General features: G+C 56.0%; 13 protein-coding genes. 9 read left to right on the forward strand and 4 right to left on the reverse strand.

Annotated features, from left to right (window positions below):
• Positions 1-87: 87 nt before the first annotated feature.
• Both OHL22_RS00840 and OHL22_RS00845 read left to right on the forward strand, forming a co-directional pair.
• Entirely contained in the window at positions 88-1,236 is a 1,149-nt protein-coding gene (locus OHL22_RS00840; protein ID WP_263332229.1) for an acyltransferase family protein, read from the forward strand.
• Positions 1,233-2,195: a glycosyltransferase family 2 protein gene (locus OHL22_RS00845; RefSeq protein ID WP_263332231.1), complete on the forward strand. Its 963-nt coding sequence runs from the start codon at positions 1,233-1,235 to the stop codon at positions 2,193-2,195. The genes OHL22_RS00840 and OHL22_RS00845 overlap by 4 nt, the downstream gene beginning before the upstream one ends.
• A gap of 110 nt (positions 2,196-2,305) precedes the next feature.
• On the opposite strand, the gene OHL22_RS00850 is transcribed toward OHL22_RS00845, so the two are convergent.
• Both OHL22_RS00850 and miaB read right to left on the reverse strand, forming a co-directional pair.
• Positions 2,306-2,794 (reverse strand): bifunctional nuclease family protein, encoded by a 489-nt coding sequence (locus OHL22_RS00850; RefSeq protein WP_263332232.1) that lies wholly within the window; start codon positions 2,792-2,794, stop codon positions 2,306-2,308.
• Positions 2,795-2,804: 10 nt separating this feature from the next.
• The gene (miaB, locus tag OHL22_RS00855; RefSeq protein WP_263332234.1) at positions 2,805-4,124 is read right to left on the reverse strand and encodes a tRNA (N6-isopentenyl adenosine(37)-C2)-methylthiotransferase MiaB; all 1,320 of its coding nucleotides are present in this window, start codon (positions 4,122-4,124) and stop codon (positions 2,805-2,807) included.
• Between the two features lie 94 nt (positions 4,125-4,218).
• Between miaB and OHL22_RS25185 the strand changes: the two genes are divergently transcribed.
• Positions 4,219-5,289, forward strand: coding sequence for a hypothetical protein (locus tag OHL22_RS25185; protein WP_263332236.1), 1,071 nt, complete (start codon positions 4,219-4,221; stop codon positions 5,287-5,289).
• On the opposite strand, the gene OHL22_RS00865 is transcribed toward OHL22_RS25185, so the two are convergent.
• A complete protein-coding gene (locus OHL22_RS00865; RefSeq protein WP_449489622.1) occupies positions 5,267-6,025 on the reverse strand; it encodes a superoxide dismutase in 759 nt (252 codons plus the stop codon). The two genes, OHL22_RS25185 and OHL22_RS00865, sit on opposite strands and share 23 nt — an antisense overlap.
• A 139-nt stretch (positions 6,026-6,164) precedes the next feature.
• On the opposite strand from OHL22_RS00865, the gene OHL22_RS00870 reads away from it, so the two are divergent.
• From OHL22_RS00870 to OHL22_RS00895, 6 genes are all read left to right on the forward strand, one after another.
• Positions 6,165-7,166 carry a threonine dehydratase gene (locus OHL22_RS00870; protein ID WP_263332238.1) on the forward strand — a complete coding sequence of 334 codons (1,002 nt, stop codon included), beginning with the start codon at positions 6,165-6,167 and terminating at the stop codon, positions 7,164-7,166.
• Positions 7,163-7,645: a PaaI family thioesterase gene (locus tag OHL22_RS00875; protein ID WP_263332240.1), complete on the forward strand. Its 483-nt coding sequence runs from the start codon at positions 7,163-7,165 to the stop codon at positions 7,643-7,645. Before OHL22_RS00870 ends, OHL22_RS00875 begins: the two co-directional genes overlap by 4 nt.
• Positions 7,646-8,107: 462 nt before the next feature.
• A complete protein-coding gene (locus OHL22_RS00880) occupies positions 8,108-8,389 on the forward strand; it encodes an LPXTG cell wall anchor domain-containing protein (RefSeq protein ID WP_263332242.1) in 282 nt (93 codons plus the stop codon).
• A 108-nt stretch (positions 8,390-8,497) separates the two neighbouring features.
• Positions 8,498-10,192: an exosortase E/protease, VPEID-CTERM system gene (gene xrtE, locus OHL22_RS00885; protein WP_263332244.1), complete on the forward strand. Its 1,695-nt coding sequence runs from the start codon at positions 8,498-8,500 to the stop codon at positions 10,190-10,192.
• A gap of 110 nt (positions 10,193-10,302) precedes the next feature.
• On the forward strand, positions 10,303-12,450 hold the full coding sequence (locus OHL22_RS00890; protein ID WP_263332246.1) for a RecQ family ATP-dependent DNA helicase: 2,148 nt from the start codon (positions 10,303-10,305) through the stop codon (positions 12,448-12,450).
• A 98-nt stretch (positions 12,451-12,548) separates the two neighbouring features.
• Entirely contained in the window at positions 12,549-13,220 is a 672-nt protein-coding gene (locus OHL22_RS00895) for a hypothetical protein (RefSeq protein WP_263332248.1), read from the forward strand.
• Between the two features lie 43 nt (positions 13,221-13,263).
• On the opposite strand, the gene OHL22_RS00900 is transcribed toward OHL22_RS00895, so the two are convergent.
• Complete coding sequence (locus OHL22_RS00900; protein ID WP_263332250.1) at positions 13,264-15,342, reverse strand: glycosyl hydrolase family 18 protein; 2,079 nt, start codon at positions 15,340-15,342, stop codon at positions 13,264-13,266.
• Positions 15,343-15,420: the final 78 nt, after the last annotated feature.

Here is a 15,420-nt window from a genome sequence, read left to right on the forward strand (position 1 = left end):
TAATTCTTAAATGCGTCCTAAATGGATTTGGAGGCAGATTTGATGCTCCCGAAAAAGGGCTTAAGCAGGTTGAGGAGGAGCTCCTGAATGCGTATTAGGGAGCTCGATGGATTGCGCGGAATTGCTGTGCTGGCTGTTCTACTCAATCATTACCTTCCCTGGGCGCCTATTACCGGATCCAATTACGGTTGGCTAGGTGTCGATTTATTCTTCATTTTGTCGGGTTTCTTGATCACCAGCATATTGCTTGATCTACGATCCAAGCCACATTATTTCAGAGTCTTCTACAGTAGGCGCGCACTTCGTATCTTTCCTCCATATTTGATCGGTCTGGCGATCTATATCACTTACAGCATGATTTCAGGGTTGCATGGAACCTGGGACCTCTGGCTGCAATATGTCTTCTATTACACCAGCCTGTTTCTTGGGCAGCCTAAAGCCTTAATGGCCGTGCCGCCTGTCATTCCGAGAGCTGTCGGTGCCGGCCTCGCTGTTTTGTGGACGTTGTCTGTCGAAGAGATCTTCTACACGATCTGGGCGCCGATCGTGCGTTATTTGAGAAAACCGGGCCTGATGCTGACGATAGCCCTGATGATCCTGTTGCCGCCGTTCTTGCGGTGGCATTTTCACACGCCAAAATTTCCAGAGATCTTTACCTTCTACTGCCGAATGGACGGATTGGCTTATGGGGCAGTAGTTGCTTTTCTTGTCCGGCTGCGCAATCGCAATCTTAAAGACTGGGGAGCAAAAGACGCATTCTTCAACTGGGCGGCTCTGATTATCCCGGCAATCAGCGTCATATATTGGGTCGCTTTGCATGGAAACCAGTCTTCGGCCTGGATAACATCTCCGGGGTTGGTTCTGGCCGACGTCTCTTTTGCGTTGATTACCTTTTACCTCATTCGCTTCGCTGGAAGTGATCGCCTGTCAGTTAGGACTTTTCGAATGAGCTGGCTAAGATCGGTTGGCATGGTGAGTTATAGTCTCTATTTATTCAATTATCCGGTACGATTCCTCACCGCCGATTGGGTAGCTACTCTGCATCTATCTACCCGATTCGCAGCCGTGTTAGCGGTTGTAATCGGCATTCCCATCAGTTTAGCGATCGCATACGGCCTTTGGTATGGTGTCGAGCGACATATTCTTCGCATGAAGGACAAGATTGTCCCGGCAGGTACTTCTCATGCCCAAATGCGTACTGGAACGGCTCTCATGGATGAGGTCACGACGGCATGAACATTCCAGCGGTCTCGATCGTGATTCCAACCCGCGGACGCCCTGACTCACTGCTACGTTGTGTCGAGCGCCTCGATGCAAGCGCAGATTACGAAATCATCATCAGTGACGATGGTGACGCCGATGAAACCCGCCGAGTGATCGATGGCGTCGGCTTCAAGGCGGCCGTCGTTCAGGGGCCTAAAAAGGGACCTGCCGCTAATCGCAACTTCGGTGCAGCACATGCGGTTGGAGAACTGCTTATCTTTTTGGATGACGATTGTATTCCGGACGCGGGTCTGATCGACAGCTACCTGGCCGCGTCCTTTAGGACCCCGGAAGTATCTGTATTTGAAGGCAGAATTTCCGCGACTGGACGGATGCGCGGCTTCGCAGATGTCGTACCCGAGAACGAGGACGGCGGCCATCTTTGGTCTTGTAATTTTGCAATCCGCCGCAGCCTGTTCAACGAAATCGGGGGATTCGACGAGCGATTTCGATTTGCTGCAAACGAAGATATGGATCTGTATTTGAGGGCCTTGAAATTCTCTCCGGTCATGTTTCTTCGCGACGCCCGGGTTTATCACCCTTGGGAGCGTAGAGCCGGCGCGAAGCCACTGCGACATAAAGGGTTTTCCACCCTGCTGTTCATGAACATTTATCCGGAGGGAACGCACCTTTATCGTTCATTTCGCTTGCTGCAAGTCGCTGCCCGAACTGTGGTTTACGGTGTACCGCAGCATATACGAGAAAGGGCACTGGCCGATCCCGTTCATTTATTTAGAAGAATCGGCTACGACCTCAAATTGGCCGCAATCGTGTTGTTCTGGAATTGGAGACGAACGATTGCACCAATTCTTTTTCAACCGTGCTGTGAAACTTGCCATGAAATGATGCGAGATGTTGCAGAACCGCAGCAGGAATGGACAACTACAAGCAAAGCGGGCTTGGGTGGTGGATTATTAGATCATGTCCGATAACAGATATTCTGTAAACCAAACATCGATATAAAAGCGCCTTCGCCTAACCCCCTATTCCTTCTATCTCTTCCCTTGTGTTCCTTCACTCATGAGGTGAAAAAACACACAGCTCACATCTTGTAGCGTCCGAGGTCTTCGTCATTGAGTCCCTCAAGCCATTTGCGCAGGTCCTCGTTGCTGGGGCCTTCCATGGATGACGGCGGAGTCAATCTCGCTGCTGCCAACACCTGCTCCGAGACATAAATCGGACAATCTGCCCGCAGCGCCAGTGCGATTGCATCGGAAGGTCGTGCGTCCACGGTGACTACCTCGCCGTTCTGAGTCAACCACAGAACAGCGTAAAATGTATCATCTCTAAGCTCTGTAATAACAACACGATCCAGGTGGGCATTCAAGTTTTGTATTAGATTTCGCGCCAGATCATGGGTCATTGGTCGAGGACCGACCTCTTTATTGATCTCCACTGCGATCGCGTTCACCTCATAGATGCCGACCCAGATCGGCATCACAGCATCCGAGGTCACATCCTTCAGCACCACGATGGGCATATTCGTATTCGGATCCATCATCCACCCGCGTACCCGAACTTCCACGTCCATGCCACACCTCCTATACCGCTTCTCCCGCCAGGCTATTGGGAAAGGTCTTGGTTACTTTCACCCGGGCATAGCTGCCAGGCGCTGGCGCAATCGGTGAAGCCGTCGTGAAGTTTACCGGCTTATTCTGCGAACTGCGCCCAGTCACCTGCCCTCGCGTCGGATTCATTCCCTCAACCATCACTTCAAGGGTTTCCCCTAAGTGTTTGTCATAATTTACTCTCTGAATCTCGCGCTGCCGATCCAACAGTACCTGAAGCCGCAGCGATTTTTCCGCCTCCGAAATCGAATCGATCATCACCAGCGCCGGAGTATTAGGCCGTGGCGAATACTTGAAGCCGAAGACTCCGTCGTATTGAACCTCGTTGAGCAATTCGACGGTCTCCTCAAACTCCGCTGGCGTCTCTCCTGGAAACCCGACGATGATGTCCGTCGTAATCGAAATCTTCCGCCGCGCTGACTTCATCCATGCGATCCGCTCCAGATACCAATCCCGCGTATACTCCCGTGCCATCGCCCGCAGCACGCGCGAGGAGCCGGACTGCACCGGCAGATGCACGTGATCGCACAGCGTATCGTAAGCGTCGATTGCCTCGACAATATCCTTGGTAAAGTCCCGCGGATGACTGGTCGTAAACCGCACCCGCCGGATACCCGGAACCTGCCCAACCGCGGCCAGCAGCTCGGCAAAGCTGAGCTTGCCGCTCGAGTCTTTGTAGCTGTTTACGTTTTGGCCCAGCAATTGGATCTCGGTATACCCAAGGTCCGCTATCCGCTTTGCCTCTTCCAGAACCGAGTCCGATCCCCTGCTGCGTTCCTTGCCGCGCGTATACGGAACCACGCAGTAAGCGCAGAACTTGTCGCAACCTTCAATGATGGTAATGTATCCCCGATACGGATTCTGCCGCGAAGTGAACTCCGTCTCAAACGTCTCGTCCGTCTGCCGGTCATCCAGACCAGTAATCCGAGACTCCCCTGCTTCCAGCCGCGCAATCATCTCCGGCAGCTTGCGATACGAGGCCGAGCCTGCCACGAGCGAGACATAGGGTGCCTTTTCGAAGATGCGCTCGCCCTCTTGCTGCGCCACGCAGCCGATCACAGCAAAGCGTTTGCCTGATTTGTAAAACTTCTTGTAATCGTTCAGCCGATGAAAGACCTTCTGCTCCGCCTTATCGCGGATCGAACAGGTGTTGTACACCAGCAGGTCAGCCTCAGCTTCATCCTGCACCTGGGCATATCCTTGCTGCTCCAGCGTTCCGATCACTTTTTCGGAATCGTGCGCATTCATCTGGCAGCCGAAGGTCTCGATATAGAAAGTTTTTCCGGTCGCCATAGTTCTCAAGTATACCGCCGTCGAGCATATCCGTTGTCCAAGGGCCACATCTCTTATTCTTGTCCTGTACCAGTCCTAACTAGGGAAACAACCCATGCAGAACCAGATTCTCGAACTGCTCTCCGCGCGGCGAGGACATTTCCTGTTCGAGTCAGGACATCACGGCAGCCTCTGGCTCTATCTCGAACTGCTTTGCTTGCAACCGGCACGCATTCGCCCCCTGGCCCAAGCCCTTGCCGCACGACTCGCCAATTTGGAGTTCGACTACATTTGTGGTCCGTTCGTTGAAGGTGCGTTTATCGCGCTGACGATCGCCGAGGAGTTGGGCAAGGAATTCCTCTACACAGAGCGGCACGCACAGCCATCCGCGGACGGGCTATTTCCAGCGGGCCATCACCTTCCTGATCAGTTACGCGCGCGCGTCCGAAATAAACGAATTGCGATCATCAACGATGTCACCAACGCCGGTTCTGCGGTTCGCGGAACATACAACCATCTTGAATCCTGTGGCTCTCAAGTCATTGCGATTGGTTCCCTTGTGGTGCTGGGCTCTGCAGCGTCCGACTTCGCCGCCTCCAAAGGCATTCCTCTCGAAACTCTCGCAGCGATCCCCAACGACATCTGGCCCCATCGTCCTGTCCCTACTGCGCTTCCGGTGCCGCGCTGGAAGATCCGGGCGGATTTCGCGAAGCTCTTAGCTGAGCCAGTTGCAATCAATGCGCTACTGTTGCGGCAGCGGCATATCCGTCCTCAGATAAGCAATCAACGCCCGCATCTGCTCCTCAGTAAATCTCCCGGCAAAGCTAGGCATCTTCCCTTTTCCCGCCAGCACGGTTTGTGCCACACTCTGATCCGTCGCAACCGCCCGGCTCGGCATTTTCCCCTTGCGCATCACTCCTTGCAGCTTCGGCGGAGGAGGTTTCAGCCCCAGATCATTATCCTCATGACAATGCGCGCATCGCACCACATAGAGATGCTGCCCTTCCGCCTGCTCCGGCGTGAGTTCAGGCTGTCTGCGGCAACCCACCGCAACAAGTACAAAGGCAGCAAAGATCGAGAGTCCTGCTGCCCGTCTCCAACGCAATTCCCTTCCCGTATGGAAAAACCCCAAGGCTCAAGCTTCCTTTTTTGTGTCAGCAAACTTACTTTGCGTCAGCAAACTTAGCGCTCACGCCATCCCAGTCAATCACTGAAAAATAAGCCTTCACGTAATCAGGCCTCTTGTTCTTGTACTTCAGATAGTATGAGTGTTCCCATACGTCGATGCCCAGCACCGGCTTGTGCCCTACCGTCAGCGGACTATCCTGATTCGGAGTAGTCTGAATCTCCAATTCCCCACCAGGCATCAGCACCAGCCACGCCCATCCACTGCCGAAAACTCCAGTAGCTGCAGCCGTCAGTTTCTCCTGAAAGCTCGAAAAGCTGCCGAACTTAGCATCAATCACCTTCGCCAGCTCTCCCTTCGGACCCGCACCTGCGCTCCCACTCTTCGCCAGCGTCGTCCACCAGAAAGAATGATTGGCATGGCCTCCGCCGTTGTTGCGAACAGCATTCAGAATCGCCATCGGCATCGCATCCAGATTTGCCACCAGATCGTATACAGATCGGCTCGCCAGATCGGGATATCCCGCAACAGCCGCATTCAACTTGTCCACATACGATTGATGGTGCTTGTCGTGATGCAAATGCATTGTCTCCGCGTCGAAGTAAGGCTCCAGAGCGTCGTAGGAATACGGCAACGCGGGCAGCGTGAATGGTCCGGACGGAGCGGGCATAGGAGTCGCCTGTCCCTCAGCTTCCATACCAGACAGCCGGCTAGTCATTGCGGAGCTGTTCTTTGCGCCAAGAATCAACACGCTCATCGCGCCCATCATCTCTTTCAATGCCAATCTGCGATTCATCACCCCAATATCTCCTGGTGTAGTAAGTGGAATCTGATTCCTATGAGGCCGCACACGCAGCACAGTGAGCGCACTGCACGCGCTTCATTTGCAGAGGGTCATAAACAGGAATACACGCACCTTATCGTAAGCTGAAAATATGCAGTTGCCCACCCTGCCCGAGATCGAGGCAGCGCAATCCATCGTATATCGCGCCATGCCGCCCACCCCGCAGTATTCCTGGCCGCTGCTCAATCAGCGTCTAAGCGCAGGTGCTTCCGGCAACGGTCCTATCGAGGCATGGATCAAGCATGAAAATCACTCACCCGTAGGCGCATTCAAGATTCGCGGCGCCTTGGTATATGCGGCGTGGCTTCGCGAAAACCATCCCAATCTCACTACTGTCGTAGCAGCCACTCGCGGCAACCATGGTCAGGGTGTGGCTTTCGCGGCGCACAACTACGGCCTTCGCACCGTCATTGTCGTTCCCCACGGCAACAGCAAAGAGAAAAACCTGGCAATGCAGGCTCAAGGCGCCGAGCTCATAGAACACGGCAGCGACTTCCAGGCCTCGCTCGAGTTCGCCCGCGACCTCGCGTCGAGCCCAGCAAATTCCGGCACGCATGCCTTTGTTGAATCCTTCCATCCTCGGCTAGTTATGGGCACAGCCACGTACGCGCTCGAATTCTTCCGTGGTGTTCCTCCGCTCGACATCATCTATGTCCCCATCGGCCTTGGCTCTTCTATTTGCGGTGTCTCTGCAGTACGCAACGCGCTTGGCCTGAAAACTGAGATCGTCGGCGTTGTGGCCAGCCAATCTCCCTCGTATGCACTTTCCTTCGCGCAGCATCAGATCGTTGAGGCTCCCTCCCGCACTCAGATAGCAGACGGCCTCGCCTGCCGCATCCCAAACAGGCTCGCTATGGAGATTATTTGGGACAACGTAGCCCGCATCATTGAGGTCAGCGACGAGGAAATTGCGCATGCGATGCGCGCTTGCTATCACGACACTCATAATCTTGCCGAAGGTGCTGCAGCCGCGGCTCTTGCCGGTGCATTACGCGAGGGCGTGCAAAGCGCAGGCAAACGCATCGGCATCGTCCTCACCGGCGCCAATATTGATTCCGATCTATTCACCAGCATTTTGGGATCGTCCCTATGACGCAAACAGCCAATCATTCGAACAATCAGCAGGAAACCACGCCTCTCTATCATGGAGCGCAGAATCACTGTTTTGGCTGCGGCACTGGCAATCCTGTTGGACTGCACCTCACTTTTTCCGTAGCCCCCGATGGAGCCGTTCTTTGTGATGCTATTGTCTCGAGCAACTATGAGGGCCCTCCCGGCTGCCTGCACGGCGGCATCATCGCAACGCTGCTCGATGAAGCGATGAGCAAGGCCAATCGCGCCGGTGGCGTTACTGCGATGACCCGTCAGATGCAAATTGAGTATCTTCGCCCCGTCCCGTCTGAAAGCCCCATTCGCATCACTGGCCGGGTAATCCGCAGCGAAGGCCGTAAGCACTGGACAGAGGCTTCCATTCAAAACGGTGATGGAACAAAGCTCGCTGCCGCTTCAGCGTTATTCATAGCTGTCCGTCAAAGCCTCCCGGCAGGTAACTCGTTCAATTCTCAAGAGTAATCAGCATCAGCTTACGGTCGAGCCATCGGCTATCCCCCAAATGCGGGCTGTATCAGCAACCCTTGCGGGATATCCCTTGAGGCGCAAATCATTGAATCTAATCACGAGGTGGCATTACAGCAAGAGCCGCTTTGGTAGCCGTAGATGGGGAAAGTGTAAGCCTCTGCTCTTTCGTCAGCCCGGATACGGAAAATACCAGAGCTGCGCCAGGCACGTACTTTAGGAGGGTGCGTCCTTTCCACTCGTTTTTACGATCGGCATTGCTGTAAAAATGTCCATCCAAAGCGAAGGCAAGAATCTACCGCCTAGGGTCAACTTGGATAACTCGACTGCAGGAAGTGAACATTTACCCGCTACACTCAGGATTAGTTAGAAATAAGAGCCTCGATAGTGAAATTAGAAGATGCTACCGATGCACCTGCGTGATACGGCTTCCCTGCTGCCGTAACCCGAAAGGACAACATGAAGAACCTTATTAAAATTTCAGTCCTGGCCTTGGCGTTTCTCGCAGGTGCAAATCGGTACGCTCAGGCTGATCCATCGTTGAACGGCGGTTCATATCATCAGATGACACCGACCCCGAAGACTCCGCACATCAACAACGCTGACCCGGAAGGACCACGCCCAAGAACTCCAAATGTGGCTCCTGAGATCGATCCCGGTTTGGCGTGGAGCGGTGTAGCGCTGCTTGCTGGCTCCCTTGCAATTATGGGCAGCCGTCGCAAGAAGGCTGCAAGCCTGTAGGCGGTCCTTTGACGGGCGGCTTCGGTCGCCCGCTTCTCTGGCGGCATACTCAGGAAAGCCTCATCCCAGGGATTTGCTGTCAGAATCCGGAATGGAATCCGTGTTTCTTTGAGATCGATCTCAGCCAACACGTCGCCTCAACATCCGGCTGTTGTTGCCGAGCTTTCCTCGCCTGCTCAATCATTCTTCTCCACGTTATTAAGCCGTTTCATGCTTCTGGGAGCATGCGTCGCGCTCGATGTGGCCGTCCTGGCATACATTCCCCACAACTTCGCTCTACTAGGCCCACTCGCGCCCATAGGCATCGTGGCTTTTGCAGCATTTGTCGGACTGGGTTTCTCCTGGCTTAAAGAGCAGCAGACTCCACTTCCCTTCTCCATCTCGCTCTTCACTGTCCATGCCGCTTGCATTGTTGCTGTATCGTCTGCAAACTACAATGCATCCCAGACATCGCACTCCAGCATCAATGCACTACTGCAGCTCGCGGCGCTCCGCGTCGTTCTTGTCGTGGGCCTTGCCATGCTCGCTCTGGCATGCATCCCTCTGAGCGCGTGGACTCAAACACTTCGCAGCACACGATGGCTGGGCGCTCAGGCACTCGTAGCCGGCGTTCTTGCCTGGTGCCTGCGCTTTCCCGCACAGTCACTCTGGAGCCCGGAATCGAGCCTGCCCGGCCGCTTGCTTCAGGCGCTCACCTTCCATAGCGTTGCACCGTTGCTCAATGCCATGCTGCCCGGCGTCACCATCGATCCACAGCAATTTATCGTTGGAACCGGCCGCTTCGCCGTGACCATCGCAGAACAATGCTCCGGCCTCGAAGGCCTCGGCCTGGTGCTCATCTTCACCACCCTGTGGCTCTGGTATTTTCGCAAGGAGATGCGCTTCCCGCGTGCGCTCCTGCTCGTCCCCTGCGCACTCATCAGCGTCTGGATACTGAATATCTTCCGCATCGCCGCATTGGTCGTCATCGGAAATGCAGGGCATCCCGAAATCGCCATGGAAGGCTTCCATTCTCAAGCTGGATGGATAGCCTTTACCCTTGTCGCGCTTGCCTTTTCCGTCTCGGCACGTAGAATCCGCTGGTTCCAGCGCCCTGGCGCCATCTCTGCTTCCGGCTCAGCATCTTCTGAATCCCTCGCCTCAATCAATGAAAGCGGCGAGTCGCCAGCCATCGCTGCCTACCTGATGCCCTTTCTCGCGATCCTGGCGGCTTCATTCATCTCCCGCGCTGCGTCGGGCTCCTTCGAGTGGCTCTATCCTCTGCGATTTGTAGCTGCCGCATTAGCCTTATGGCACTATCGCAACGACCTGAAACAGATCAACTGGAGATTCAGCCTCACTGCCCCTCTGGCTGGCGTAGTCGTCTTCGCCCTTGGATTAGCTGCTTCGCATATCCTGCAACCAGCCGGGCCTTCCCCACTCGCTAATTCCCTCGCAACGCTGTCTCCCGAAGCACGGATCACATGGATTGTCTTCCGCATAGCCGCTGCCGTGATCACGATTCCAGTCGCGGAGGAACTGGCATTCCGTGGCTACCTCACGCGCCGCCTCATTCGCTTCTCCGATTCCGACTTCGACCAAAAACCATTCAGCGCTATCACGCCGCTCTCGATACTTCTTTCCTCTGCTGTATACGGACTCATGTTCGGACGCCTCTGGCCTCTTGGCCTGCTCTCCGGCGTTGTCTTCGCAGTCCTCGCTAAATGGAAGTCCAGGCTCGGCGACGCAGTGATTGCTCACATAACCAGCGGTCTTCTGCTCGCTCTTTGGATTCTCGCCACCGGCAACTGGTCCCTTCTGTAGACAAACATCGCTGAAACCGCGCCGCTTACGTTTGCTTTTCAGGAACACTCACCGCAAGCCTGTTCCGGCAGGAGCCAATTTCCTCAGCCCTACCCTCGATAATCAAAGAGATGTCTGCCGCGGCAACACTCCCCGATCCCTCCGGTTCTGATTCCTCTGATTCTGACCCCTCCGAATTCCGAGGCTCTCTCACCGCTCTCTTGCTGCAGGCATTTGGATTCCCCTCATTCCGCGCGAATCAGGAAGCAGTCTGCCGCGCCGCCATCGACGGCCACGATCTGCTGCTCGTCATGCCCACCGGCTCGGGCAAATCCCTCTGCTATCAACTCCCCGCCATCGCCCGCGGAGGCACCGCCCTTGTCGTCAGCCCGCTCATCGCCCTGATGGAAGACCAGTGCGCCAAACTTACTGCGCAGGGCTTCCGCGTCGCGCGCATCCACTCCGGTCTCGACCGCTCCGTGAGCCGCCAGGCCTGCATTGACTACCTCAACGGTGGGATTCAGTTCCTCTTCATCGCCCCCGAGCGCCTTCGCGTCCCCGGCTTCCCTGAGATGCTCGCCAAACGCAAGCCCTCGCTCATCGCCATCGATGAAGCACACTGCATCAGCCAATGGGGACACGACTTCCGCCCTGACTACCGCATGCTGGGCCAATACCTGCCTGCCCTGCGGCCCGCTCCCGTCCTCGCTCTTACAGCAACCGCTACACCCACAGTGCAGCGCGACATTCTCACCCAGCTAGGCCTGCAGAACGCCCGCAAATTCATCCACGGTTTTCGCCGCAGCAATCTCGCCATTGAAGTCACGGAAGTTCCCCAACCCATGCGCGGCGACAAAATCGCGGAGCTGCTCACCAATCCATCGCATCGCCCAGCCATCGTCTACGCCCCCGCTCGCAAGCGCGCAGAAGAACTCGCTGCGCAACTTAACCATCTCTTCCCAACCGCCGCATATCACGCTGGCTTGCCAGCCGAGATCCGCGACAGCGTGCAACAAAGCTTTCTCTCCGGCAAACTCCAGTGCGTAGTCGCCACCATCGCCTTCGGCATGGGTATCGACAAGGCCAATGTGCGCACCGTCATTCACGCGGCGTTGCCCTCAACCATCGAAGGCTACTACCAGGAGATCGGCCGCGCAGGTCGCGACGGCAATCCAAGTCGCGCCATCCTTATGCACAGCTACGCCGACATCCGTACCCACGACTTCTTCCTCAAGCGTGACTACCCTCCCATCGACATCGTGCAGAAAGTCTTCAACTCCCTCGGCAATGAGCCGCAGCCGCTCGACGATCTGCGAGCCGCCCTCGCTGCCCAGGTCGATGATGAAACCTTCTCCATCGCCGTCGAAAAGCTCTTCATCCACGGCGGAGCGCAGGTCGATTTCAACAACAACGCCACACGCGGCCACGCCAACTGGAGCGCTCCCTACAATCGCCAGTCCGATCACCGCCGCAGCCAGCTCGATCTCGTCCAGCGCTACGTCGATGGCCACGAGTGCCGCATGGCCGCGCTCGTCCAACACTTCGGTGACACCGCCGATGGCCGCACCCGCTGCGGTATCTGCGACTTTTGCAACCCTTCGGCCACATCGCTCCAGCAGCATCGCACCGCGACATCCTCTGAACTCCGCAACCTGCGCGAAATCCTCGACAGCCTGCGCAGCACGCAAGGCAAATCCACAGGCCGCTTACAGAAAGAACTATCCGCCAACCTCACCCGTAAGGAACTGGACGTTTATCTCTCCGTACTTTCGCGCGCCGGCATCATCACCGTTGAAGACGCAGAGTGGATCAAGGACGGCGAAACCATCCTCTTCCGCAAAGCCGCACTCACCGCTTACGGGGAAGAATCCGGCGAAGCGGAACTATGCAAGCTCCTGATGCCCGGCAACCCCGCCAGCAACCTGGCTACCGATGCAAAATCAACCCGCAAAAGCAGATCATCGAAAGATTCCAGCCTCTTCGCTACCGAAAGCCCAGCCAAACGCGCACCTTCGAAGAAACCAGATCAAGACTCCGCGGAATCTATCGAGCTGACTCCCGCGGCTCAGCAGCTTGAGCAAGCCCTCAAAGCCTGGCGAACCTCCGTTGCAAAAAAACTCGGCATGCCGCCCTTCGTAGTTCTTCACGACCGCACTCTGCGCGCCATCGCCCAAGCATGCCCAACCACTCCCAATGAACTGCAAGATATCCCCGGCATGGGGCCGACCAAGCTAGACAAGTATGGCCATCAGATTCTCAGTCTTTGCCGCGAAGCCTAGATGGCTGGCTCTCCTCCCAACTTGCATTGACACGATTCTTCTAGCTCGAACACTTTGTTTAGAGATAGCGTGTGCCGCTGGTTGGAAAGGAGAGTCTTATGCCGCGAAAACTCCATTTCATTCGAACATCTGCTCCCCAAGTTTGCCTTGCCGTGCTATCCACTGCCATGTTCTGTCAGACGCACGTCAGTAGTACGCCGGTAGGCCGTTGGGTTGCAGAGCATCCTTCTCAAGGAGGTGTCGGTTCCTGGTGGGATTTTCGTCCTGACGGCACCTTGACCGAATATGTAGGAGCGATAGTGACAGTCCCTGTGACTCGATCCGGTGACACACTGATTTTGCCGGCCGGCACAAACGGTGCGCCACCCAGCAAGCTTCAATTCACGGTAAAGGGCGATGCCCTGGTGCTGAGCGCCAGTGGAACAGAGTCGAGTTTTACTCGCATTGGGCCAGCAATTTCCGCAACGGACCCGCTCCTGGGCAAATGGAAGCTGGATCGTCCTAAAGTTCCTAGCCCCAACGCACGGCTGGCTGCACTTGAGGAAGCTCAATCAAAGGGTATCTATAGCTTCAACGCTGATGGCACCGAAAGTGTACGGATCCCTTTCACATCCCTCGATGGCACGTGGAATGCCGACACGCATGCATTTAAACTATCAGGCCGGGACGTAGCATATTCCTTCTTTCTCTCTGAAGGAAAGCTCGTGCTTGGGCAACCGCCCGATAACAAAACTACCGATACCTATCTTCCTGATCCACTGTTTCGTTAGAGGTGGCTGCGCAATCAAATAGCCACCTCGTTGAAACTGATCACTATCTTTGCGCAGGTGAGCTTTGCAACTCCGGCCCTATCCGGTTGGAATAACGAAAGCCCTCACGTCGGTCGTCATCAATTGTCCAGAACATCGCGCCGATCAGTGCTGGATATCCGCGTGGCTCACGCAATCTGTACTTAGCATCTGCGGGCATCTTGCCCGTCACCAGATATCGCATCGCCTCATCCACCACCTCAGGCGTGTTGTAGTCTGTCAGAAATCCAACCGCCACCTTATCCGCCGGAAGCCCCGGAAAGAACTCGCCCTTCTTCCCACCCGGATAGAACCCGCGCAGCAAAAGCTCCGTCATAGCTGCGTGATAATCCACCGAGTTCGACTCATAAATCTCCCCATCCAGCCCATCCATCGGAGGCGTGTTGTAGTCCTGCACATCCACAAACGTGAGTATGTCCTTCAATCCCCAGATCAGCGGCAGATACGACCCGAACTGCCCGCCATACGTCGCATACCCCCCCGGAATCTGCGAACCCTCCGGCACCAGGCTGATCTTGAACCCCGGCCCAAACTTCTCACGCAACTCCCGCAACCCGGCAATCAGGTTCACCACCGACGGCGTAGTCGGATGCTTGAAATCCGTGTCCCCCGGATCGAGCGCCAGTGACGGTGTCTCAAAGTCGATATCCACACCCTCAAACCCATACTCTGAAATCACCGCCGCCACCGACGACACAAATCCCGGAATCTCGCTCGCCTTGTTGAGCTTGAAATACTGCCCCCCGCCGCCCAGCGAAATCATCACCGTCTTGCCCTGGCTCTTGAGCAGCGCAATATCCGCCTTCAGCTCATCCGGAGCAATCCCCGGCGGCGGCTCATAGCGCAGCACCCCATCCGGCGCATGCGGATCAGGCGAAGCAAACGCCGCCAGAATCACATCCCACTGCGGCGAAACATCCTTCAACCGGAACGGCTCCGACCCTTCGCCAAATCGCGACCCAGTCCAATACCCGATCAGCTTATGCTCGTTCCCCGCCCCGCTCTGGGGCAGCGCGCTCGCAGTCTCAGCTCTTGTCGCCTCTCGCTCTCGCCGATTCATGCACGGCTCCGCGGGAGATTTCAGCGCCGCCGTATCAGGAAAACTGAATGTCCCCGAGACAACCACCCCATTCAGATACCAGTGCAAGAGAGCCACGTTCTGCAGATGATATGCAAACCCTCCTGCTTTTACCGTGAAAGCCGGCGAAGCCGGAAACCCGTTCTTCGCATTCGTATTCGTCGGCTCAAGCAGAAAGTAGTTCGTCCCCACACCTGAGCCGCCACACTTCTCGTCCTGCTCCCCCATACGCCACGGCGGAAAGAAATTTCCCGGCGCATCCTGCGTCTTGAAGTAATACCGCGGATCATGCTTCGGATCGTTGAAATACTCGCCTAACTGCTGCGTCAACGGCTGTACATCGCGGTCCGTCACAATCGCCGGAGCATTTGCAATATACGTCCCCAGCACAAATGAATCGCCCGTCGCCCAGTCAATCCCATGCGTGCCCCACGTGCAGCACACCGTCGCATCCGCATCCGCAAAGTACGTCGTGTTATGTGTGAACGCGACGATCAGCTTGCCCGCCGTCCACGGAATCTGCCGGAAGAGATCCTTCTGCACATACTCCGAATCCACCACCGCAAACGCCCCGCCATTCTTCCGCGAATGCAGCAGATACCCATTCCCCGCCGGAATATCGATGGTGATCGGCTGTACCTCCGGCTTCTCCAGCACCGTGTGCCCAACCGCTCCCTGCGGAAACGTCGCATGCAGCAGCGCATCGCCATATTGCATCGGCGCGCTACCGCCCAGAGCAACAGGCTTGAAGATCGGCGACTCGAGCACGCGCGCCACATCCGCCTCGGCACTCATCCGCTCGCTGTGCCCTTCAAACGTGAGCGTGATAGGCACCAGCAGCACCGGAACCGTCGTCGTCCCCGCCACCGCCGGATCATGCCCCGCCATCGTGTAAGCATTCCCGCCCAGCGTCCGTTGAAAGGTAGGAACCGTTCCCTGCGCCCACACACGCGGCACAAGCAGCAGCAAAACACAAAACCAGAGCAGTCGAATCTTCGTCGCCAAAGTCACGCAACCTAAAGTGGAATCAAAACAGTTCGTATCGCATTCTTTCACGTCCACTCAGGGAGTCGATAATCCAAC

The organism is Acidicapsa dinghuensis (genome assembly GCF_025685685.1).
In the GTDB taxonomy this organism is placed as follows: Bacteria; Acidobacteriota; Terriglobia; order Terriglobales; family Acidobacteriaceae; genus Acidicapsa; species Acidicapsa dinghuensis.

Coding starts and splice junctions, on each gene's coding strand:
- OHL22_RS00840 (WP_263332229.1), top strand. CDS start 88: ATGCGTATTAGGGAGCTCGATGGATTGCGCGGAATTGCTGTGCTGGCT.
- OHL22_RS00845 (WP_263332231.1), top strand. CDS start 1,233: ATGAACATTCCAGCGGTCTCGATCGTGATTCCAACCCGCGGACGCCCT.
- OHL22_RS00850 (WP_263332232.1), bottom strand. CDS start 2,794: ATGGACGTGGAAGTTCGGGTACGCGGGTGGATGATGGATCCGAATACG.
- miaB (WP_263332234.1), bottom strand. CDS start 4,124: ATGGCGACCGGAAAAACTTTCTATATCGAGACCTTCGGCTGCCAGATG.
- OHL22_RS25185 (WP_263332236.1), top strand. CDS start 4,219: ATGCAGAACCAGATTCTCGAACTGCTCTCCGCGCGGCGAGGACATTTC.
- OHL22_RS00865 (WP_449489622.1), bottom strand. CDS start 6,025: ATGAATCGCAGATTGGCATTGAAAGAGATGATGGGCGCGATGAGCGTG.
- OHL22_RS00870 (WP_263332238.1), top strand. CDS start 6,165: ATGCAGTTGCCCACCCTGCCCGAGATCGAGGCAGCGCAATCCATCGTA.
- OHL22_RS00875 (WP_263332240.1), top strand. CDS start 7,163: ATGACGCAAACAGCCAATCATTCGAACAATCAGCAGGAAACCACGCCT.
- OHL22_RS00880 (WP_263332242.1), top strand. CDS start 8,108: ATGAAGAACCTTATTAAAATTTCAGTCCTGGCCTTGGCGTTTCTCGCA.
- OHL22_RS00890 (WP_263332246.1), top strand. CDS start 10,303: ATGTCTGCCGCGGCAACACTCCCCGATCCCTCCGGTTCTGATTCCTCT.
- OHL22_RS00895 (WP_263332248.1), top strand. CDS start 12,549: ATGCCGCGAAAACTCCATTTCATTCGAACATCTGCTCCCCAAGTTTGC.